This window comes from Amphritea atlantica, assembly GCF_900111095.1.
Lineage (GTDB): Bacteria > Pseudomonadota > Gammaproteobacteria > Pseudomonadales > Balneatricaceae > Amphritea > Amphritea atlantica.
In genome coordinates this window covers 111,405-133,544 of sequence record NZ_FOGB01000002.1, presented here as the reverse complement: position 1 = coordinate 133,544, position 22,140 = coordinate 111,405, and the positions used below count along the sequence as shown (strand labels likewise).

Genomic DNA, 22,140 nt, shown 5'->3' with positions numbered 1-22,140 from the left:
GGCGCAAGCCCTTTTTCTTTCTACAGGCGCCAGATGCATCAGCGCGACCCGCCTGATCAATACATCCGCCCGCCATCCGGCCGATGCTGAAAGCGCTTATACTCCCACTGATACTGCTCCGGCATCTGCCGCACACAATATTCAACTTCGGCATTCATCGCCGTGGCCGAGCACTGCAGATCCTTCTCATTGATCTGCTCAGGCGCTTTATGAAAAAAGATCTCAAAGCCTTGCGCATCCGGCAACCGCCGGGCATAAGCCGAGACCACCACTGCGCCCGTTTGCGCTGCCAGCTGCGGCAACAGCTTCATGGTATAAGCTGGCTGACCAAAGAAGGGGACAAAGATACCACTGCCGCTATCGGCCTCCTGATCTGGCAGAATCCCCAACACTTCACCAGCCCTCAGCGCCTTCATCGCCATGCGCACACCTTTAACATTTGCCGGGGCAAGCTGAGCACCGAGCCGGGCTCGTTTCTTACGAATAAGGCGGTCCATCAACTCAATCTTAGGTGGACGGTACATCGATGTCAGCTTATACCGGGTGCTCAGATAGAGCCCCAACACCTCCCAGTTGCCAAGATGGGGGCCGATCACAATCACACCCCGCCCCTGACTCAGGGCATCCGCCATGATCTCCTCGCCATGAACGTTGCGCACCTTAGCCATCACCCGTTCCGACCGCCACAGCCAGCTCATACCCAGCTCACCGGCCATCTTGCCAGTTTCGATCAGGCTTGCTTTTGCCAGTCCATTCTTCTGATCAGCAGTCAGCTCAGGAAAGCAGAGATCGATATTCATCTGGGTGACATTGTAGCTTTTACCTTTTTTCTTATATGCCCGCGCACCCAACCCTGCGCCGAACCTCTGTGCCAGCCTGAGGGGCAACAACGCAAGCAACCATAAAACCGACACGGACAACCAGCCTTTCAAATGTTTCACGTGGAACCTTTCATATAGCAAAATTAGAATAACAGCCAAAGGCAGTGTAACGATTATATAATGCAGCCTCCTGATATAACCAACATAACGAAGAGGCCGAGATGAAATACACCGTATACCTGTCGGGTGAGATCCATTCAGACTGGCGGGAAAAGATCAAAAACGCCACTCAAGAACACAACCTGCCCATCGAGATCCTGACACCCAACACCGACCATGATAGCAGCGACGAGTGTGGAGCAGGCATCCTGGGAGCAGAGGAGAAGCCGTTCTGGAAAGACCATAAAGCTGCCAAGCTGAATAGCATAAGACATATGACGGCACTCAACAGAGCAGATATCGTTATCGTCCGCTTTGGCGAAAAATACAAACAGTGGAACGCTGCCTTTGATGCAGGCATCGCGACAGCACTGGGAAAGTCGCTGATAGTAGAGCACGCAAAAGAACTCACCCATCCCCTGAAAGAGGTCGACGCTGCCGCAATGGCGGTAGCAGAAAACACTGAACAGGTGATCGAGATCCTCAGGTACCTGTGCCAGGACTACTAAATAGCGCTAAAAGGAACTGAAAAACCAGCCATATCCTTCAACCAGGCACTCTAACTGCCTGGAATTCGTGTATAATTTCGCTCTATTTTTGTACAAACAGATTCGAAATGGTGATCTCAGTGACAGATAAAGCGAGACCGGATGCCAGCACTTTTCAAGGGCTGATCCTGGCACTGCAAGAGTATTGGTCAGAGCAGGGCTGTGTAATAGTGCAACCACTGGATATGGAAGTGGGCGCAGGCACCTTCCATCCAGCAACATTCCTGCGTTCAATCGGTCCCGAAAACTGGAACTCCGCATACGTGCAACCCAGCCGCCGGCCAACCGATGGCCGCTATGGCGAGAACCCCAACCGCCTGCAACACTACTACCAGTTCCAGGTTGTGATGAAACCCTCTCCCGATAACTTCCAGGAGCTCTATCTGGGCTCACTTGAACGCATGGGACTGGATCTCAATGTCCACGATGTACGTTTTGTAGAGGACAACTGGGAATCACCCACCCTGGGCGCATGGGGTCTTGGCTGGGAGGTATGGCTGAATGGCATGGAGGTCACCCAGTTCACTTACTTCCAACAGGCGGGGGGCATTGAGTGCTATCCAGTCACCGGAGAGATCACTTACGGCCTCGAACGTATCGCCATGTACCTGCAGGACGTTGAGAGCGTTTACGACCTGATCTGGACCTACAACCCAGACGGCAGCCCGGTAACCTACGGCGACGTGTTCCACCAGAATGAAGTGGAGCAGTCCACCTACAACTTTGAGCACGCCGACGTCCCTCAGCTGTTCCGCAACTTCGACCATCACGAAGCGGAATGCAATAAGCTTCTGGCGCTGGAGACACCTCTGCCACTGCCCGCCTATGAGCAGGTATTGAAAGCATCCCACACCTTCAACCTGCTGGATGCCCGCCACGCGATCTCTGTTACTGAGCGTCAGAGATTCATTCTGCGCGTCCGCACCCTGGCCCGGGAGGTCGCACATGCTTATTTCAACACCCGTAAGGGGCTCGGTTTCCCACTGGCCGAAGAGAGCATCCGCAACGAAGTTTTAGCCGCCTGCGAAGAGGAGAGCAAGTGATGACTGATACCGTGAACCGTCAGGATTTTCTCTTCGAACTCGGCACAGAAGAGCTGCCACCTAAAGCCCTGAGCACTCTGTCCAAGGCACTCGAAAGCGAAGTCATGGCCGGCATCAATGAGCTGTTTGGTAAACAAGCCGCAACACTGCTTGCCGATACCACCGTTAACGCCTATGCCGCACCTCGCCGCCTTGCTCTGCTGATCAACAACCTGGCTGATGAAGTCCCCAGCAGCACATTCATGATGCAGGGACCACCGGCGCGGATCGCATTTGACGAGCAGGGCAACCCCTCCAAAGCGCTGGAAGGGTTCGCTCGTAAGTGCGGCACCACCACAGACCAGCTGCAAGAAATTGACGGCAAGATGAGCTTCAGCCAGTCAGTGCCCGCCAAAGCGATCACTGGCGAGCTGCCAGCTATTATTGAAAACGCACTCAGCAAACTGCCGATTCCTAAGCGGATGCGCTGGGGAGCATCACGCACTGAGTTTGTTCGCCCGGTTAAATGGGTGGTTATGCTGATGGGAGACGAAGTGATTGAGTGCGAAATTCTCGGACTCAAAGCTGGCCGCGACACCCGCGGACATCGCTTCCACTACAACCACGCCATCACCCTGAATCAGGCCAACGAGTACCTGGAAAACCTGGAAAGTGTCGGCTACGTAATTGCCGACTTTGATGAGCGGCGGGAAAAAATTCGCGCCCAGGTTGAAGCGGAAGGGGCGGCCATCAATGGTATCGCTCAGATCGATGATGACCTGCTGGATGAAGTCACCGCACTCAACGAATGGCCCGTTGCCCTGACCGGACGCTTCGACGACCGTTTCCTGGAAGTCCCATCCCAGGCACTGATCTCATCGATGAAAGAGCATCAGAAATATTTCCATGTCACCGACAGTAATGGCCAGCTGGTGCCATTCTTTATCACCATCGCCAATATCGAATCCACCGATCCGGCGCAGGTGATTGCCGGTAACGAAAAGGTTATCCGTCCACGCCTGGCGGATGCCGCGTTCTTCTTTGAAACCGATAAGAAACGCACCCTCGAGTCACGCATCGAAGACCTGAAATCTATCGTCTTCCAGCAAGAGCTGGGAACCCTGCATGATAAAGCCGTGCGCGTCGCCGCACTGGCTAAGCATATCGCTGCCCAACTGGGACAGGATCAGGATAAGGCAGAGCGTGCAGCAATGCTCGCCAAGACCGACCTGATGACCGATATGGTTTACGAGTTTACCGACCTGCAGGGACTGATGGGATATCACTACGCCATCCATGACGGCGAGGACGAAGGGGTCGCCCAGGCGCAGAACGAACAATATATGCCCCGTTTCGCCGGCGATGAACTGCCACAAAGCGAACCCGGTATCGCCGTTGCGCTGGCAGACCGACTGGACACACTGACCGGTCTGTTTGGTATCAATCAGCCACCAACCGGCTCAAAAGACCCATTTGCACTGCGCCGCGCATCGCTGGGTGTACTAAGAATAATCATTGAGCGAGAACTTGATTTAGACCTTATATCACTAATTGCATTTGCTACAGAGCAGCACAGTAACTTGAGAGCTGAAGGGTTTAAAGTTAATCATGAAGTGCATGAATTCATAATGTCCCGCTTGCGCGCTTTGTATCAAGATCAAGGCATTGCAATTGAAGCTTACCTTGCTGTCGAAACCAAACCAGGAGAGATGGAAACCAAACCCTTGGTCTTTGATCGCAAAGTAAAAGCTGTTAGTCATTTCATGACTCTGAACGAAGCCAAATCACTAGCTGCGGCAAACAAACGGGTACTTAATATTCTCACAAAGAATAATTATGACGGACTATCAAAAGCATCAGAAGCACTGCTACAAGAGGATGCGGAAAAAGCACTGGCAACTGCCGTCGCTGAAAAAGAGAACCAGCTGAAACCGCTGATCGCTCAGGGTGACTTCAAAGCCGTGCTTGAACAACTGGCCGAACTGCGCCCGGTAGTCGATAAGTTCTTTGACGAAGTAATGGTAATGGCTGACGATGAGGCCATCCGGAACAACCGGCTGGCACTGCTCAATCAGCTGCGCAACCTGTTCCTGGGCGTGGCAGATATCTCTGCGCTCAGCTAAGATTGCAGCATAACAGGGTTTAAAAAATGCCGGTTATTCACCGGCATTTTTATTGCTGCAGCATCATTAATCGCACATATCTATACAGCGGTAGGCACCATGATGAAACTAGTCATCCTTGATCGGGACGGCGTAATCAACTACGACTCCGACGATTACATCAAAACAGTCGATGAGTGGCAGCCACTCCCTGGCAGCCTTGAAGCGATCGCCCGCCTGACAAAAGCAGGTTTCGACGTCTGCGTTGCCACCAATCAGTCGGGGCTGGCCCGGGGCTATTTCGATATTTCTGAACTCCATGCGATGCACCACAAAATGGTTCAACTCGTTGAAGAGCAGGGCGGGCGGATCGAGAAGATCGAGTTCTGCCCCCACTTACCCGAGGACAATTGTTATTGCCGCAAACCCCAACCCGGCCTCTATCAGCATATTTTAAGCTGCTACCCCGACATCGATCCTGGCAAAGTATTTTCCGTCGGTGACTCTCTTCGCGATCTTGAAGCAGCCGTTGCCGCTGGCTGCCCACCTATACTTGTTAAAACAGGGAAGGGGGAGCGGACATTAGCCAAAGGAGGATTACCCGAGGACACCGTTATTGTCGATGACCTTGATGCGGCTGCCGCGCATATTATCTACCACCAACACCGGGACGACTAAGCAAAGGTTCCACGTGAAACACTCAAAGCATGACCACTAAACCGAACACTCAAACAGCGATGCGTAACCTTATTGCAGATATCAGAGACGCTATTCCATTCGACACACCGATAGAAAAACTGTGCAACGGTCCCTGCACAGGGTGTTCGAAAAAGCTGCTGGATTATCTTGATATGCAATTGGAGGAGAAGGAGGCCGAGATAGGCGCAGGGCATATCCCCAGCTTTGGGGAGCTTAATCGGCTGAAGAAAAGCGCACTGAAAATTCACGCCACGCTGGTTAAGAAAGGGCTGATAGAGCCTGAGTAACAACGCCTGAACTATCCTGATAAGCAGCGCCTGGCTTATCCAGCGTTTGCAGGTTCACAAACAGAGCGACTGCCCAACGGTCAGATATACAGTGCCCGAAAGTGCCAGTCATCACTCCCCATCTCGTTACGGATCATCGCCTTGATCGACGGCTCTATCTCATCAGAATCCTGCGCATATAATCCGCAGAGGGACAACGCTCGCTGCTTATCAACTGACCCTCCCAGATACTCATATACAACCCGGGCACAGCAGGGCATCCGCTCACCACTCCCCGATACGCCAAGTTTAAGTCCACTCAATCGGGAGACCCGGTTCTTAAAGGAAGGAAACAAAATGGTCTGGGTCAGACCATTACCCGTGAGTGATTCATAATCCACCATAAAAATACGGTCGGTCAGAAAACTGGCGATACCGAGATAAACCCCATGAAAGACCTTGTCACCAGGACGCTCACGCAGGCGCTCGGTGCGTTGATAGCAGACCCGATCGTCGCGCCGCTCAATACAGATCAGCGTTCTCAGAATCCGGCCGGGATAGGCCATCGACTGATAGTATTCAAAGTAGTACCCCAGGTATTTGTCCAGGCTGGCCGCTCCACGTTGCAGCCGATCCAGATGTTCTGACTCAGGCGGTTCAGACGCCTCAGCAACCTGAGGGCGGGGACGTACTTTGATCAGACGCTCAAACTGCTCATGAGGCATGAGAATCTCGTGCTCTTCAACACCAAAGAAATCACAAAAGCGCAGCAGCGTATGAGCAGAGGGTTTGTATCGGCCACTGAGGTAACGGTTAAACTGAGGTCGGTTAATATCGAGCCGCCGGCACACTTCCGCTATCGATTTGTAATAGCTGCAGAGCAGCCTGAGATTACTGGCAAAGTCCTGATGCATGCAGATCCTGCTCCACTTAACAACGCCCGGGAGCTTCATTCTAAAGGGGAAGCTGTGCCGGATGCAAAGCAATTGATGGCGCACATTAGCGCACTTAGTGCGCTATCCGGCACCAATGTGCACTAAAGCATCAAATGTTCTGCGCTCCCTGAAGCTGATTAAATATTCGTTTCCACCACAACAATAATAGCGACCCGTTACCGCAAATGGAGACTGTCTTATGTTGGAGTTTCTCAACGACCTGCTCTGGGGAAAAGTCCTGATTGGTGTACTTATCACTCTGGGTCTCTGGTTCACGATTGCATCGCGGTTTGTACAGTTCCGCTTCTTTGGCCAGATGTTCAAAATTCTTAGCGGCAAACAGCTGTTCAGGCACGAACAGCAGGGCCACCTGAGTTCGTTTCAGGCGCTGTTACTTTCCGTTGCCGGACGAGTAGGGGGCGGTAATATAGCCGGTGTTGCCGTTGCTATTACACTGGGAGGACCGGGAGCCATCTTCTGGATGTGGGTCATCGGCCTGATGGGTATGGCGACCAGTTATTTCGAATGTACGCTGGCACAAACCTTCAAAAATGCAGAACCGGATGGCACTTATCGTGGCGGCCCCGCCTACTACATCCGTCGCGGTCTGGGAAAAAAGTGGCAATGGCTGGCGGCGCTCTATTCAGTATTACTGCTGGTCACATTCGGCTTTGGCTTTACCGCGATGCAGTCTTACTCGGTGGCGACCTCCTTTGAGGATGCCTTTGGTATTCCAACCTACTACACCGGCATTGCACTGGCACTGATTGTCGGCCTGATCATCTTTGGCGGTGTAAAGCGTATCGCCAAAGTGTCTGAAGTACTGGTTCCGGTCATGGCGCTGGGCTACCTCGGCATTACGCTGGTCGTACTGGGACTGAACATCGAGCGCATCCCTGACGTTATCGTACTGATTGTCAAAAGCGCGTTTGGCCTGAACCCGGCGATTGGTGGCGGTATCGGCGCGGCCATTCTGATGGGTGTCAAACGGGGCCTGTTCTCCAACGAAGCGGGGCTCGGCAGCGCGCCTAACGTTGCTGCGGTTGCCTATGTCCCACACCCGGCGAATCAGGGCATCGTGCAAGCCTTCTCAGTATTTATCGACACCCTGATTCTGTGCTCCTGCACCGCATTCATCATCCTGCTGAGCGGCATCTATGATCCTGCCACCATTGCCAGCCAGGGCGGCGTTGCACTGACTCAATCCGCACTGGCCGATCACGTCGGCGAATGGGGCCGGATGTTCGTCAGTATTGCGCTGTTGCTGTTCGGTTTCAGCACCATTTTGTACAACTATTACCTGGGCGAAAACAGCCTCAACTTCTTCAGTGAAGAGAACCAGAATCTGTTCAATGCCTTCCGGGTCATGATCATCTGCCTGTGCTGCTGGGGTGCCATTATGGACCTGGGTACAGTCTTTGCTTTTGCCGATATCACCATGGGCTTCCTGGCACTGGCAAACCTGCTGGCACTGGCACTACTGTTTAAGACCGGTCTGCGGGTGATGCGTGACTACGAACAACAACGCAAAGAGGGTATCGAAACGCCGGTATTCGATGCCAGTAAATTCAGCGATCTGAATATTGATCCGGCCGTCTGGGATCAGCAACCTGCGCAACAGGACGCTACCGATCTGTCGGCGGCCAATAACACGGTCAAGGCGACCTCCTGATACACAACAACCGTCGCTAACGGCTGTTAGCGACGGACACTCATAAGCAAATGGTAACGGGCGAGATGCCCAATCACTGATGGAAATCTAACACATGAACACACGTCTCGAGCATGATCTGCTGGGCGATATGGAAATTCCTGCGGATGCCTGGTATGGCATTCAGACACAACGCGCCATTGATAACTTCGCGATTACCGGCGTACCCATCAGCCATTTTCCGCAGCTGGTTGAAGCACTGGCAATGGTAAAAATGGCAGCGGCAAAAGCCAATACGGATCTGGGCAGTCTTGATTCGCTTAAGTCCGAGGCGATTATTGCCGCCTGTGAAGAGATCCGCGATGGTCATCTGCATGATCAGTTTGTGGTCGATCTGATCCAGGGCGGAGCAGGTACCTCAACCAACATGAATGCCAACGAGGTCATTGCCAATCTGGCACTGGAAAAACTGGGGCACCCGAAAGGGCAGTACCAATACCTGCACCCCAACGATGATGTGAACCGCTCTCAGTCGACCAATGACGCCTATCCCTCTGCGGCCTGTCTGGCGATTCAGCTGGCGGCGGATCCACTGATCGAGACCATCAGAAGTCTAATCGTTGCCCTCAGAGCAAAAGGGCAGGAGTTCTCCGATGTGGTCAAGATGGGCCGTACCCAGATGCAGGATGCGGTTCCGATGACACTGGGGCAGGAGTTTGAAGCCTTTGCGGTCACCCTGAGCGAAGATATTGATCGTCTCGGTGACGCCAGTAAGCTGCTGTGCGAGATTAACCTTGGTGGCACCGCTATCGGTACCGGCATCAACACCCATCCCCGCTATGCGGCACTGGCCGTCAGCTATCTGGCTGAGATCTCCGGCAAGCCGATGGTGCCTGCAACCAATCTGGTCGAAGCAACCTCAGATATGGGCGCCTTTGTGCTGTTCTCAGGGGTTTTGCGCCGCTTTGCTATCAAACTGAGCAAGATAGCCAACGACCTTCGACTGCTGTCCAGCGGCCCCCGCACCGGTTTCGGCGAGATCAGACTTCCGCCGATGCAACCCGGATCATCAATCATGCCAGGCAAAGTAAACCCGGTCATTCCAGAGGCCGTTAATCAGACCGCTTATCAGGTTATCGCCAGCGACCTGGCCGTGACCATGGCTGCAGAAGCGGGGCAGTTGCAGCTTAATGCGATGGAACCGCTGATAATCTATAACCTGCTTAACTCGATGAAGATGCTGGGCTCCGCCTGTTCAATGTTTGAAACACGATGCATAAAAGGCATTGAAGCTGACCGTGAGCGTTGTGCTGAACTGGTAGATCGCAGTATCGGCTGTATCACTGCGCTGGTACCTCATATCGGTTATAGCAACGCCTCACGGATCGCTCAGATCGCATTAAACTCCGGGAGCACGGTTCGGGAACTGGTACTGTCAGAAAAGCTGTTAAGCGAAACAGAGCTGGAACAACTGCTCAGCCCAAAATCGATGCTGGCACCGCAATCATATGAACGGGAGACACGTAGCTGATGAAACGACAAATCCTGATTCTATACACCGGCGGCACTATCGGCATGACGTCGTCAGCGCAGGGCTATGTTCCGGATGACGGATTTGAAGCACTGCTGAAGGCTCAACTGGACACACGACCGGCTGATCAGCTTCCTGACTATCAGTTACTAGGGTTTGAGCAACTGATCGATAGCGCCAATCTGACAACCGATGACTGGAGCAAAATCGGCCAGACGCTACTCGATAACTGGAATGAATATGACGGTTTCATCGTTCTGCATGGTACCGATACGATGGCATACACTGCATCGGCATTATCATTCATTCTGCAGGGAATGGATAAGCCCGTTATTGTCACAGGCTCGCAGGTACCGCTGTCTGAATTGCGCAATGATGCCCTGGATAATCTGGTGACCAGTATGATGCTGGCAGGGAACTACAAAATCCCAGAGGTCTGTGTCTACTTTAATGGTCGTCTGTTGCGGGGCAACCGCAGTAAGAAAACCAAAAGTACTGGGTTCGATGCTTTTGATTCACCCAACTTCCCCTGGCTGGGGGAGGTTGGCATTAACATCGGGCTAAGGCAGGAGCTCATACTTCCACCTGAAAAGCCTGAGTTTGAGCTACCGGTATACCAGCCTGATGCGGTTGTCATGGTGCAAACCTATCCAGGTATTCCAGCCAGAATCATTGACAGTCTGATAGATACTGAAGAGGTCAGAGCACTGATTCTGCAGTCCTATGGCGTAGGTAATCCTCCGGACAAAAACCAGGCCCTGATCGCGTCGCTGGAAAAGGCAGCAGGCAGAGGGATAGTGGTCGTGAATCTGTCCCAGTGCTATCAGGGCAGTGTTTATCAGGGCGCCTATGCAACCGGTGCAACTCTGAACCGGCTGGGTGTGGTTCCGGGGGCGGATCTGACACTGGAAGCCAGCTTCGCCAAACTTCACCACCTGATCGGTCTTGGATATGATGCGGAACGTATCAGGCAACTGATCACCACACCGCTGGCGGGAGAGTGCAGCGTCGCTGATCAATACTCGTTTGCCTGCGCTTAAGCCGGCACAGGTTAATACTGATCGCGCGATTCTCTCGCATATGTCACTTTCTCAATGCTATTCTTGAGTCGGCCACAGTGGCCAAATCGATAGTGAACCTGAGAGTCTGATCATATGGGATGTTCTGGATTAATCTATGGCTATGAGCTGGATGGCCAGGGTGGTGGAAAAGCACTAAGCGGCAGTGATATTGAAACAGGATGTCCGGATGCGGAACTGGTCTGGCTTCATTTTGATTACACCGATAGTGAAGCTCGTGACTGGATTACCCATAAGAGTGGTCTGAGCGGCGTCGTTATTGATGCACTCCTGACAGGGGAGAGCCGTCCCCGTGCGACCCAGGTTAATGAAGGCCTTTTGATAGCCCTGCGGGGAGTGAATCTAAGTCCTGATTCTGATCCCGAAGATATGGTCGGTATCCGTATCTGGATCGATGGAAAGCGCATAATCACTACCCGCAGACGTAAAATGTTGTCGGCTAAGGATCTGGTCGACGCAATAGAAGCCGGCACCGGCCCCGACAGTGCCGGGGATTTTCTGGTCATGCTATCGTCAGCACTGATGATCAGAATGTACGACACCGTTAACGCGACAGAAGATATCGTCGATGGTATTGAAGAGGAACTGATCGCGACCAGCCGCTATGAGCTGCGAAATCAGATCTCAGAAGTTCGTCGGACAGTGATATCTCTGCGACGTTATCTTTCTCCTCAGCGGGATGCAATGCTGCAGCTTAACCAGATGCGGGTTTCATGGTTTACTGAAGGACACCGGCAAGAACTGCGGGAGGTAACCGATACGCTGATCCGTTATATTGAAGATCTGGATACCACCCGAGACCGGGCAACCGTTGCTCAGGAGGAGTTGGCTAACAGACTCGCTGAGCAGATGAACAACCGGATGTACCTGCTATCAATTGTCGCCGCGGTCTTCCTTCCTCTGGGCTTTTTTACCGGACTTCTCGGTATCAATGTTGGCGGCGTGCCGGGAACGGATAATCCCTGGGCATTCTGGATAGTCAGCGCATTGATGACAGCAACGGTCGCCGCACAGTTGTGGCTGTTTAAACGAAAACACTGGTTTTAAGCACTGCTGGTTTTAAGAGCATAGAGACCATCATTATTCGCCGCGCATCAGGAGACAGGCGCTGTCATATCAGATAACAGCTTACTGATTTTTTCGCGGAAGGTGTCACGGTCGGCAGGCTTAACAATAAAGTCCCGGGCGCCGGCTTTGAGACAGCGAGTCAGAATCTCCTTATCCCTGTGTGCGGTCAGCAGTATCACCGGGATATCCGTCAGTTGATTGAACTTCTGCATATACGCCAGCACTTTCAGGACATCCAGCCCAGACGTCTCATAATCAAGCAACACCAGATCGGGTCTCTGACAGATCATGGCTGGCAGCGCCTCTTTAGCGCTCTCAAACAGCATCGGATTAAAACCCGTGTCAGTGAGAATCTGTTTAACAGATGCCGAGTACTCAGCATCACCGTTGATCAGGGCAATATTTTTCTGGTTTCCGGATACAGTGGGAATCTGCAACCGGCTCAGCTCGTTATACTCCTCTTTAACTGTTTTGGCCCAGGCTGAAATCTGCTCAAGTTTACGGTCACTCAACTCCCGGGTCTGTTCCGCTATCTTTTGATGATCAAGAATCAGATTCCGGCCTGAGTGCCCGGCAATCAGGTTAGCCAGCTCATTCAGAGCGGCAGAAAAAGCGTCGACAGTATCGGTCTGGCACTCAACCCCTTTATCGACATTATCGATAATAAAACTGTCGAGCGCTTTTTTATGTTCCAGCAGCTCTTCACCAATATAGGTCAATGCCAACTGCTGTTCTGAATGCGCAACGGCGTCAAATGCCTGTTTTACCAGCAATGCTAAACGGTGCATATCGTAAAGCGGCTTAACAATAAAATAGTTATCAACGGTCTGGTTTATACACAGCTCACATGCTTTACCAACATCCTTGCTGATACTCAGCACAATTGAATAATGCGGGTTGCGGTCGAGGCCAAAGTCGGCCACCAGTTGGCTATAACGCTCGATGCCCTCAAGCAGGTTCTGATAGGCAATCAGAATAATTTTGCAGCCTTCCCGGGCTAATGAATCGCCAAAATGGTCGGGCTCCACCACAACCTCATGGCCCTTTGCCTGCAAAAAGTGCGCAACATCATCATGCAAATGTGTTTCATCACTCAGTATGATTACCACAGCTTTTGTCTTCTTCACTGAAGAGCTCTCTATAATAGATAAATAAAAACAATCTCTGCTACGTCTGAAAATACCCCTGACGCATCCCTTCGTTTCACAAGACTGTGCCTTAAAGTTAGCAGCCGAAACCGGGCAATGCCAGATTCAACAGAGCAGGGCAGTACTCCAGCCAGCATTAAGCAATAAGCTCCTCTAATCTTCAAATCATTATCTGCAAAACGATCAATCTGGAAACGGATCAATCTGGAAGCTATGAACCTGAAAAGATGAACTTGAAAAATATGAACTTGAAAAAGAGTACCGCACAGTCACCTTGCATTACTGCCATACTATAGTCAGACGCATTTACAACGAAGTATGGGTAAAGTATGCAGCATCCATATAAGCCACTGGATTTTGATCATCTGAGCGAGCTGGCACAGATCAAACCCCAGGTACTGGAGCGTTATTTACGCTGGCAGATAAACAAACTGATCAGCCGGGCAAAACCTGAAGAGAGAGTCCGCTTACGGCAACTGCAGTTCCGGATCGATGCCATCAGGTACCGCTCTAAAACACCGCTTGCAGCCTGTATCAAAATCTCGCAAATGATGCACGATGAACTTTGGCGCCTGAGGCAGACGTTAAACTACACCACAGAGGTGCCCAACAGCCTTGTGGTAACAGAAGCATCACCGGATCCAACAGCGCGGTCTCGCGGCAAGGTGGTCGTGCTTCCCCCGCGAACAGATGCTGAGTCGCGCGGTGTTGAGAAAAACAATCATAAAGGATTTTAACCCCTCAGGCAGATTGCGTTTCAGAATCACTGAGGGCTTGTTTCAGCTGCTTCGCCGCCAGTGCATAGCCCCCATCAGTTCCATCGACAAAGTGCAGATGGCCACCATCACTCATGCTCTCCACATAGCAGGTCATCTGCGCGGCATCCGACACATGGATACCAAAACATATCCGCCCCAACCGCTGTTCTGATTGCAGATATTCCTCTATAGCCCGATAGCCGGAAGGGGAGCAGTCCAGCACCATGCGCAGAGTGTCATCATATTTTTTAAAGTCACAGTGCAGGGGCACCCGATCAACATAGCTCTGCATCCCCGGTATCCATCTGAAGCCTTTAAGATTGAACAGCGGCACGGTCATCATCAGCTCATAGAGGGTGCGAAAAAATACCCGGTTACAGCGGATATCGGAAGCCTGCAACTGACGCTTAAGGTTATGCAGAAACGAGTGATAGCGAGCGTTATCCATACGTATCGGATTCGCGCTGGCAAAAGAGCCGCCCAGCAGATGCTCTATCCTGGCAATCACCCGGGGGAGCACTGTTGCATCATTCTCATCCCGGGGCTGAATCAATATCGAAAGCGTCACGCCGTTGCCAGAAGGCACGGGCTGCCAGCGACAGGTGAGTCCGCTGAAGATCTCTGTTTTGCTGAACACCGGACGAGGTTCACAGCGAAACTCTGCACTGTTTTTTACCAGTGTCTCAGCCAGAGTCATACCACCGCCTTTAAACATCGCCTGGTTAACAAACTCACCGGAAAGATATTTGGCAATCTGCAGCTCTTTGCCCATCGCCCGCAAAGTTGAAACCGGCACCAGCCCCGCATGAAGCTCCAGAGCAAAGCTCTCTCTGGCGTGATAACTCAGCGACTGCAGCACATTCAGGGTGTTATTACGCATCGCTTCAGTAACCAGAACCGTGGCGCCGTCACCGCCAAAAATAAACGGCAGCCCCGGGTTCACCAGATTCAGCTGGGCAGTAATTGCCGCCGCGCCGATAAAGTTAACATTCCGGTAGTTACCCCGTTCAATCGCTTCGGTGGAGCCACGCACATCGACAACCGATACATACCAGTCATCCGGTACCGGCCGATAAAAACGCCCATCCGCAATCTGTGCTATGTCTGTGAAACCTGTTAACTGCCGATAGAACGCTTCCATCTGCTCTGCCTGTCCAAATCACCGAAAACCGTTTGTTTTATCTTCAATCACTCAGCCACGGCTGACAAGCATCACATATACCACTTTGTTGATGGAGGAGAGCGGTACAGCAGACCCGCTCAAACCATAAAACGGAACAGATCCTGCCGATCATTAAGATATTCAAAGCGGATCTGCTTCTCCCTCATTCGGGCCAGCAGCGGCTGCAGATCCTCTTTGCAGGACAACTCAATACCGATCAGCGCGGGCCCGCGGTCGCAGTTATTCTTTTTCGAATACTCGAAGCGGGAGATATCATCACGAGGGCCCAGTACCTCGGCAAGAAACTCACGCAGGGCTCCGGCGCGCTGAGGAAAGTTAACGATAAAATAGTGCTTCAGCCCCTCAAACAGCATCGCCCGCTCTTTGATCTCTTCAGTCCGTAAAATATCGTTGTTGCCACCACTGACTACGCAGACCACGGTTTTACCGCGAATCTCGTCCTGAACACTGTTCAGTGCCGCAATCGATAATGCTCCGGCGGGCTCAACCACAATCGCCTCCTGATTGTATAACTGCATCATGGTGGAGCAGACCTGTCCCTCAGGCACAGTAATCACCCGTTCAAGATTCTGCCGGCAGATCTCAAAGGTTCGTTCACCCACCCGTTTAACCGCCGCACCATCAACAAAGTTATCGATCTGAGTCAGCGTTTCATTACTGCCCGCCGCTAATGAACCACTCATCGATGCGGCTCCCTCGGGTTCAACACCGATCAGGCGGGTCTGGGGGGAGCTCTCGCGGAAGTAGGATGACACCCCTGAAGCCAGTCCGCCTCCACCGACCGGCATCAGCAACATATCAACCTGAGCATCGACTGCAGCCAGTTGATTGAGAATCTCAACCCCGACAGATGCCTGGCCCTCGATCACTTTAGGGTCATCAAAGGGATGCACAAACGTGGCCTGTTCCGCATGACAGAACAACATCGCCTGTTGAAAGGCATCATCAAAGGTGTCACCGACTAAACGGACATCCACCAGCGCTTTACCATATTTGCGCACCTGCTCAACTTTCTGTCCCGGCGTGGGTGCCGGCATGAAGATCGTCGCCTTTAACCCCAACAGGGCGCAGGCGTAGGCCACCCCCTGAGCATGATTTCCGGCACTGGCACAAACGATTCCCTGTGCCTGCTGTGCCGGCGTCAGGCTAACAATTTTGTTATAGGCCCCGCGAATCTTATAGGAGCGGACCAGCTGTTGATCTTCCCGTTTTAGATAGATCTCGGCACCGTAGCGTTCGCTCAGATTTTCGCTCCGCACCAGCGGGGTACGGGTGACCACCGACTTAAGGCGTTGCGCCGCGGTCAGGATCTCATCAAGGGCAGGGTAGTAATCACAGCTCTCTGTGGTGTTGTCTGTAAAAACAGCGTTGTTCATCAGGGATCTCCAGATCTCAATCATGATTGAATAATCGGTTACCCAGACCCCGGCGGCGGATTTCAGAAATAAAAAAACCCGCCGGTAGGGCGGGTTTTTTTATGTTTTGCTAAGACATGCGCTAACCCACCAGTTCCTCGGAAATGATGGTAATAATGCTGCGGCTGTCAGTTGCGAATCGGTTCATGGCTGCGATGATGCGCTATTTGATCGTTTGCGTCAACAGATAGAACGCTGTTGAATCAACAGTATCGGCAGCTAACAGAATTATGGAGTGAGTACTTACATTCAACAAAGCTACCTTAATTGCTGGGCTAAATCAGCGATAACTTTTCATAAACCCGTCCGTTTGCGGATAGCAGGAGGGGCAGTTCCCGATTTTCAACCGAGGACGATAGGCCCCTGATAAGAGGGTTACTCAACAATGGCTGCCGATTTAATCTGCGCCCAGACGCTGTCCCCCACATTCAGCCCGAGGCTATGCAGTGATCGCTGGGTTAAGCGGCTGAGAATATAGTTTCTGCCAATTTTCAGGCGCACCATGGCGATACCGGGATGGTCACCATCACTGATCTGATCCACCACCGCTGGCAGCACGTTAGCGATACTACTGCTGTGATCCGCCGTCAGTGCCAGGCTGACATCCCGGGCCATCACCTGAAAGCGCACCTTCTGGCCGACATTAAAACTAAGATCGCGAATCCAGAGCTCGCCCCCCTCAAAACTGGCCAGCGCCAGATGCCACTGTGGCTGGAGTTCGGTAATTTGCGCTTCGATAATCGCGCTGCCCGCATCACTGGCCTGTTGTGGTAGCTCCACATGGGAGAAGGTTTCATTAAGTGGGCCAGCAGACTGCAGCTGTCCCTGATTCAGCACCACCAGGTGGTCCGCCAGTCGGGCCACCTCGTTGGGGGCATGGGTCACATAGATCACCGGCATCTCCAGCGCTTCATGCAGCTTTTCCAGAAACGGCAGTATCTCCCGTTTACGGGCCAGATCCAGCGCGGCCAGTGGCTCATCCATCAGCAACAGGCGGGGATTTACCGCCAGCGCCCGGGCGATAGCAACCCGCTGCTTCTCCCCTCCGGAAAGCCGCTCAGGCTTTCGATCCAGCAGATGCGCGATCCCCAGCAGATCAACGATCTCATCCAGCGAGAAACCATCATGCCGGTGCGGCTGACGTTTGAAACCATAATTGAGATTGGCTTGAACACTCAGGTGAGGAAACAGATTGGCTTCCTGAAACACATAGCCGATAGGACGCTGATGGGTTGGCAGAAAATGTTTTTCATCCTGCCACACTTCGCCTTTCACCGTCAGCGAGCCTGCCGCTCTTTCGAGACCCGCAATACAGCGCAGCAGAGTAGATTTACCCGACCCCGAGGGGCCAAACAGCGCGGTCACCCCCTGCGATGGGAGATTCAGATCCACATCCAGCGCAAAGCCGGCATAGTTAAGTTTAAATCGGGCATGAATATCGGCGCACACAGACATCAGCGTGTTCTTCTGTTGGGGTTAAAGGTATAGAGCAACAGCAGGGTGACAAAGGAAAACAGCAGCATCGTAATCGCAAGAGAGTGGGCCTGACCATACTCAAGTGCTTCCACATAATCATAGATCTGTACCGACACCACCCGCGAGACACCGGGAATGTTACCACCCACCATCAACACCACACCAAACTCGCCCACCGTATGGGCAAACCCCAGTACGCTACCGGTGAGAAAGCCCGGCAGGGCCAGCGGCATAGCGACGCTGAAGAAACGGTCTAACGGACTGGCGCGCAGGGTGGCGGCCGCTTCCAGATAGTTTTCCCCGATATTTTCAAACGCCAGCTGAATCGGCTGCACCACAAAGGGCAGGGAGTAAAACACCGAGGCCACCACCAGCCCGGCAAAGGTAAAGGGCAGGGTGCCGATCCCCAGCGCCTGGGTAATCTGACCCACAAAGCCCTGCGGCCCCATCAGCAACAGCAGATAAAAACCTAACACCGAAGGCGGCAGCACAATCGGCAGAGCTACCAGCGCTTCAAAGAAAGATTTCAGGCGACTACGGGTGTGCGCCAGCCACCAGGCGATCGGCGTGCTGATAATCAGCAGCAGCAGAGTCACGATGCTGGCCAGCTTAACTGTCAGTAAGATTGCCGCCCAATTTCCGTCACTGAACATCGCCGGGGCTCCCGAACAGGTTAAAGTTTATAGCCATATGCGCGGATAATCGCCGCAGCAGGCGCTGATTTAAGAAAGTCCAGCAGTGCAATTGCAGCGATATTATCCTTGCCCCGGTTTAGCAGCACCGCATCCTGACGAATCGGAGCATACAGATCAGCAGGCACGACCCAGCCCGACCCGGCACTCAGCTTACCCTCTTTCATCACCTGCGACAGCGCCACAAAACCTATCTGCGCATTACCGGAAAACACATACTGATAGGCCTGAGCGATGTTTTCACCCTGCACCAGCTTGCCAGCCAGACGCTCAAAAAGCCCCAGTTTCTGCAGCGTTTCCACTGCCGCGGCACCATAGGGTGCCAGTTTCGGGTTAGCCAGCGACAAGTGCTTAACGCTGTCTGACCTGAGAATATCCGGGCTGTCGTCTGCCACAAAGCCGGCCTGTGAAGACCACAATATCAGCGATCCCTGAGCATAGGTGAAGCGGCTGCCCGGGACACTCCAGCCCTGTTCCTCAAGCTTTTGGGGCTTGCTGGCATCGGCCGAGAGAAACAGATCAAAAGGAGCACCGTTCTGAATCTGAGCGAAAAACTTACCCGATGACGCAAAGGTGAGCACCACCCTGTGGCCGGTCTGCTGCTCAAACTCTGCGGCGATCTCCTTCATAGGAGCGGTAAAGTTGGCCGCCGTGGCGACCTGAACTGTTTCCGCCCGGGCAACCGCTAAACCAAACAGCAAAGCACAGCCAGTAATCAAACGTAATATCTGTTTCATCATTTAAATCCTTTTACTCAGTCGGTTAGCAGGCTACGGCCAGGATGACGTTGGACGATTTAATCAGCGCGGTCACCTCGCTACCGACTTTCAACCCCATATCGGTCACGCTTTCATTGGTAATAATCGAGGTAAGGGTTTTCCCCCCCGGCAGCTCAACAATCACCTCAGCATTAACCGCCCCCTCATGGCAGCGAACCACCTTGCCGGTAAGTTTATTGCGGGAGCTGGTTTTTAGGTTGTTATTACTGGTCAGAATCACCCAGGATGACTTGATCATGGCGTAAGCTTCATCGCCCACTTTCAGCTCCAGATGTTCGACACTGTCGCAGGTGATGTTAGCAACTATCTCATCACCGCCCCCGATATCCAGCACCACCTCAGCATTAACCCCGCCCTGTTTAATCGCTTTGACTCTGCCTGAAAACTGATTCCGTGCGCTGGTTTTCAAATCGTACTTCCTGATAATTTTGTAGTAGGCCTCAAAGTCTTCCATCACCTGATTAAGCTGATTCAAAACCTGCTGCCGTTCTTTATCGAGACGACGGTACGCCGACACCAGCCGGCGGCCATTGACGGTCAGCACCGCACCACCACCATTGCGTCCACCCACCCGCCGTTCAACCAGCGGGGCCTCAGCCAGGTTGTTAATCGCTTCAACCGCATCCCAGGCGGTTTTGTAACTCATCCCCATCAGACTGGCTGCGGCAGTAATCGAGCCACTGGCATCGATCTGCTCCAACAACTCCAGATGGTCATATTTACGGCCACGATCCATCAATGGCCCCTTGTCCTGCTTCTGCCCTGTCGGCGTCTTCATCCTGATCTCCTCAACCACCACCGTCTGAAAGCCGGTGGGCCTGGCATGATATCGCCCAAAAGCGCTATTAGGTATAACTATATAGCGCTTCTCGCGATAAACACAAACCAAGCCTTATTCCCCCTGTCCTAACGGTGGTCTGTCGCTGCCCCATCTGGCCCGCTAATCGCCAGAGCAACGGTACCGGACAAATCCGGCAGCGGCAGATAACAACCGTTATTAGGTATCACTACATAGCGTACTGCATAAGAAATGCCATTCTTTAACTAACTGAAAATAAAGGATTATCTTATTTTTATTTTGTTAGCTTGCTGACAATTCTGCGAAATATAACAGAAAAAATGTCGTTCACTGTCCTGTTTACAACACGCCCGGATAACCTGTCAGGCTGCTGATACAGCGCTCTGTTTCAGGTTAGCCCGCGCCAAACATGACAGATATCAATGGAATGCAGAATGCTAGCCATAGGTATCATTGCTCTGCCGGGGATAGTCCATAAGATGGTCGCACAATAACCATACAAAATTAATGGATAAAGGAGAGAGAACTGATGGAACAACAGAAGCAGGGAAACCCAGCTGTCGTCGGGCTGGGGGGCTTTGGACTGACAACAATGGTGCTGCAGTTTCACAATGTTGGCTGGATGGGGATCGGTCCGGTGATCTGGCTGGGGCTGATCTTTGGCGGCCTGGCGCAGATGATCGCCGGCTTTCAGGAAAAATCGACCGGCAACAACTTTGGCTATTGCGCCTTTACCGCCTATGGCGCGTTCTGGATCTCACTGGCGCTACTGCTGATCGGTAACCAGTTCAACATCTACGTCTCCAGTAAAACCGATATTGGCTGGTTTCTGGTAGCCTGGACGCTGTTCACCGCCATTCTGTGGATTGGTGCCTTGCGTATTCACGGCGCGATGGCCACCACTTTCACACTGCTGCTGATCGGTTTTATCCTGCTGGATCTGGCTCACTTCGGCTATCCACAACTCACCGTCGTAGCGGGCTATGAACTGATGGCTACGGCACTGGCTGCCTGGTATATGATGGCGCATGTTATTTTTGCTGACGTCTATGGTCGCAGCATTCTGCCGGTCGGCAACCCCTGGATCAAAGCCTGAGAGGAGATCATCATGTATTCTATTCGCAAACAGACCCGACAGGCGCTGCTGGCGCTCACCGTTACCATCACGACCGTTCTCTGCACTGCCGCCGCTGCCGATGAAGGTGCCGCCACCCCTGATGAAGTGGTCACCAAAGTGTGGAGTGCAGCCAAGGTGCTGCAAACCAAGGGGGCCTCGGCCATTCCATCACTGAACAATGCCGATGGACCCTGGGTATGGAAAGACAGCTATGTGTTTGCCTTTGACTGCCGGCTTGACCGGATGGTCGCCCACCCAATGCGCCCGGATCTGGTGGGACGGCCGATCATGCAGGTCACCGACAACAACGGCAAGTTTATCTTTAAGGAGCTGTGCGACGCCGCAAAACATAAAAACGGCGGCTGGGTTGAATATCAGTGGACCCGGCCAGGGGCGGGGCAGACATCGCGTAAATTAAGTTACGCTGTGACCGCTGATCTGGCGTTCTCCACCGGCATTCAGGTGGCGGCCGGAGTCTATGATGAAACATTGTCCGTGGAGCAACTCAACAAGATGACCGAACAGCTGGCCGACCCGGGCAGTTTTGACCATTAAGCCTGTTCCGGCCAGCAAAAAGCCCGCGGAAGCGGGCTTCAGCATCCTACAATGGCTGTATCTGTAGAAGCCCTTTTCAAGGGCAATAAAACAATCGCCGCGAGGGCGCGCCTCCCACACCAGCATCCTACAATGGCTGTATCTGTCGAAGCTCTTTTCAAGAGCGATAAAACAATCGCCGCGAGGGCGCACCTCCCACAACAGCATCCTACAATAACTGCATCTGTAGGAGCCCTTTTTAAGAGCGATAAAACACTCGCCGCGAGGGCGCACCTCCCACCCAACATCCTAGAATGGCTACATCTGTAGGAGCCCTTTTCAAGGGCGATAAAACACT

General features: G+C 52.7%; 21 protein-coding genes. 12 read left to right on the top strand and 9 right to left on the bottom strand.

Annotated elements, in window-relative coordinates; all coding sequences use genetic code 11:
• Positions 1–56: 56 nt before the first annotated feature.
• Complete coding sequence (locus BMY09_RS03860; protein WP_091354282.1) at positions 57–941, bottom strand: lysophospholipid acyltransferase family protein; 885 nt, start codon at positions 939–941, stop codon at positions 57–59.
• A gap of 101 nt (positions 942–1,042) precedes the next feature.
• Here BMY09_RS03860 and BMY09_RS03855 point away from each other — a divergent pair, with 101 nt between their 5' ends.
• From BMY09_RS03855 to BMY09_RS03835, 5 genes are all read left to right on the top strand, one after another.
• Complete coding sequence (locus BMY09_RS03855) at positions 1,043–1,489, top strand: YtoQ family protein (protein ID WP_091354279.1); 447 nt, start codon at positions 1,043–1,045, stop codon at positions 1,487–1,489.
• 107 nt (positions 1,490–1,596) lie between these two features.
• A complete protein-coding gene (gene glyQ / locus BMY09_RS03850; protein ID WP_091354277.1) occupies positions 1,597–2,571 on the top strand; it encodes a glycine--tRNA ligase subunit alpha in 975 nt (324 codons plus the stop codon).
• The gene (glyS, locus tag BMY09_RS03845; RefSeq protein ID WP_217647390.1) at positions 2,571–4,673 is read left to right on the top strand and encodes a glycine--tRNA ligase subunit beta; all 2,103 of its coding nucleotides are present in this window, start codon (positions 2,571–2,573) and stop codon (positions 4,671–4,673) included. The genes glyQ and glyS overlap by 1 nt, the downstream gene beginning before the upstream one ends.
• A gap of 99 nt (positions 4,674–4,772) precedes the next feature.
• Entirely contained in the window at positions 4,773–5,330 is a 558-nt protein-coding gene (gmhB, locus tag BMY09_RS03840; RefSeq protein ID WP_217647389.1) for a D-glycero-beta-D-manno-heptose 1,7-bisphosphate 7-phosphatase, read from the top strand.
• 29 nt (positions 5,331–5,359) lie between these two features.
• Positions 5,360–5,638, top strand: a complete 279-nt coding sequence (locus BMY09_RS03835; RefSeq protein WP_091354275.1) for a hypothetical protein — start codon at positions 5,360–5,362, stop codon at positions 5,636–5,638.
• A gap of 80 nt (positions 5,639–5,718) precedes the next feature.
• On the opposite strand, the gene BMY09_RS03830 is transcribed toward BMY09_RS03835, so the two are convergent.
• Entirely contained in the window at positions 5,719–6,531 is an 813-nt protein-coding gene (locus BMY09_RS03830) for a helix-turn-helix domain-containing protein (protein ID WP_091354273.1), read from the bottom strand.
• 220 nt (positions 6,532–6,751) lie between these two features.
• On the opposite strand from BMY09_RS03830, the gene BMY09_RS03825 reads away from it, so the two are divergent.
• The 4 genes from BMY09_RS03825 (at position 6,752) to BMY09_RS03810 (ending at position 11,860) form a co-directional block, all read left to right on the top strand.
• Positions 6,752–8,224, top strand: coding sequence for an alanine/glycine:cation symporter family protein (locus BMY09_RS03825; RefSeq protein ID WP_091354271.1), 1,473 nt, complete (start codon positions 6,752–6,754; stop codon positions 8,222–8,224).
• A 94-nt stretch (positions 8,225–8,318) separates the two neighbouring features.
• Complete coding sequence (locus BMY09_RS03820) at positions 8,319–9,734, top strand: aspartate ammonia-lyase (RefSeq protein WP_091354269.1); 1,416 nt, start codon at positions 8,319–8,321, stop codon at positions 9,732–9,734.
• Positions 9,734–10,774, top strand: coding sequence for an asparaginase (gene ansA, locus BMY09_RS03815; protein WP_091354267.1), 1,041 nt, complete (start codon positions 9,734–9,736; stop codon positions 10,772–10,774). Before BMY09_RS03820 ends, ansA begins: the two co-directional genes overlap by 1 nt.
• Before the next feature lie 114 nt (positions 10,775–10,888).
• The gene (locus BMY09_RS03810) at positions 10,889–11,860 is read left to right on the top strand and encodes a zinc transporter ZntB (protein ID WP_091354264.1); all 972 of its coding nucleotides are present in this window, start codon (positions 10,889–10,891) and stop codon (positions 11,858–11,860) included.
• A gap of 47 nt (positions 11,861–11,907) precedes the next feature.
• On the opposite strand, the gene BMY09_RS03805 is transcribed toward BMY09_RS03810, so the two are convergent.
• Positions 11,908–13,008 (bottom strand): response regulator, encoded by a 1,101-nt coding sequence (locus BMY09_RS03805; RefSeq protein ID WP_139203129.1) that lies wholly within the window; start codon positions 13,006–13,008, stop codon positions 11,908–11,910.
• A gap of 350 nt (positions 13,009–13,358) precedes the next feature.
• On the opposite strand from BMY09_RS03805, the gene BMY09_RS03800 reads away from it, so the two are divergent.
• The gene (locus BMY09_RS03800) at positions 13,359–13,766 is read left to right on the top strand and encodes a DUF3135 domain-containing protein (RefSeq protein ID WP_091354260.1); all 408 of its coding nucleotides are present in this window, start codon (positions 13,359–13,361) and stop codon (positions 13,764–13,766) included.
• A 4-nt stretch (positions 13,767–13,770) separates the two neighbouring features.
• On the opposite strand, the gene BMY09_RS03795 is transcribed toward BMY09_RS03800, so the two are convergent.
• The 6 genes from BMY09_RS03795 to BMY09_RS03770 all read right to left on the bottom strand — a co-directional run bounded on the left by BMY09_RS03795 (position 13,771) and on the right by BMY09_RS03770 (position 20,110).
• Positions 13,771–14,928, bottom strand: a complete 1,158-nt coding sequence (locus BMY09_RS03795; RefSeq protein WP_091354257.1) for a DUF3095 family protein — start codon at positions 14,926–14,928, stop codon at positions 13,771–13,773.
• Positions 14,929–15,047: 119 nt separating this feature from the next.
• On the bottom strand, positions 15,048–16,346 hold the full coding sequence (gene ilvA / locus BMY09_RS03790) for a threonine ammonia-lyase IlvA (protein ID WP_091354254.1): 1,299 nt from the start codon (positions 16,344–16,346) through the stop codon (positions 15,048–15,050).
• A gap of 414 nt (positions 16,347–16,760) precedes the next feature.
• Complete coding sequence (modC, locus tag BMY09_RS03785; protein WP_091354251.1) at positions 16,761–17,840, bottom strand: molybdenum ABC transporter ATP-binding protein; 1,080 nt, start codon at positions 17,838–17,840, stop codon at positions 16,761–16,763.
• Positions 17,840–18,514, bottom strand: a complete 675-nt coding sequence (gene modB, locus BMY09_RS03780) for a molybdate ABC transporter permease subunit (protein WP_091354249.1) — start codon at positions 18,512–18,514, stop codon at positions 17,840–17,842. The genes modC and modB overlap by 1 nt, the downstream gene beginning before the upstream one ends.
• Positions 18,515–18,534: 20 nt before the next feature.
• A complete protein-coding gene (gene modA / locus BMY09_RS03775) occupies positions 18,535–19,290 on the bottom strand; it encodes a molybdate ABC transporter substrate-binding protein (RefSeq protein WP_245756494.1) in 756 nt (251 codons plus the stop codon).
• Positions 19,291–19,315: 25 nt separating this feature from the next.
• Positions 19,316–20,110 carry a TOBE domain-containing protein gene (locus BMY09_RS03770; RefSeq protein WP_091354244.1) on the bottom strand — a complete coding sequence of 265 codons (795 nt, stop codon included), beginning with the start codon at positions 20,108–20,110 and terminating at the stop codon, positions 19,316–19,318.
• A 550-nt stretch (positions 20,111–20,660) separates the two neighbouring features.
• Between BMY09_RS03770 and BMY09_RS03765 the strand changes: the two genes are divergently transcribed.
• Together BMY09_RS03765 and BMY09_RS03760 are read left to right on the top strand one after the other, a co-directional pair.
• Positions 20,661–21,227 carry an acetate uptake transporter gene (locus BMY09_RS03765; RefSeq protein ID WP_091354241.1) on the top strand — a complete coding sequence of 189 codons (567 nt, stop codon included), beginning with the start codon at positions 20,661–20,663 and terminating at the stop codon, positions 21,225–21,227.
• Between the two features lie 12 nt (positions 21,228–21,239).
• The gene (locus BMY09_RS03760) at positions 21,240–21,803 is read left to right on the top strand and encodes a cache domain-containing protein (protein WP_091354240.1); all 564 of its coding nucleotides are present in this window, start codon (positions 21,240–21,242) and stop codon (positions 21,801–21,803) included.
• Positions 21,804–22,140: the final 337 nt, after the last annotated feature.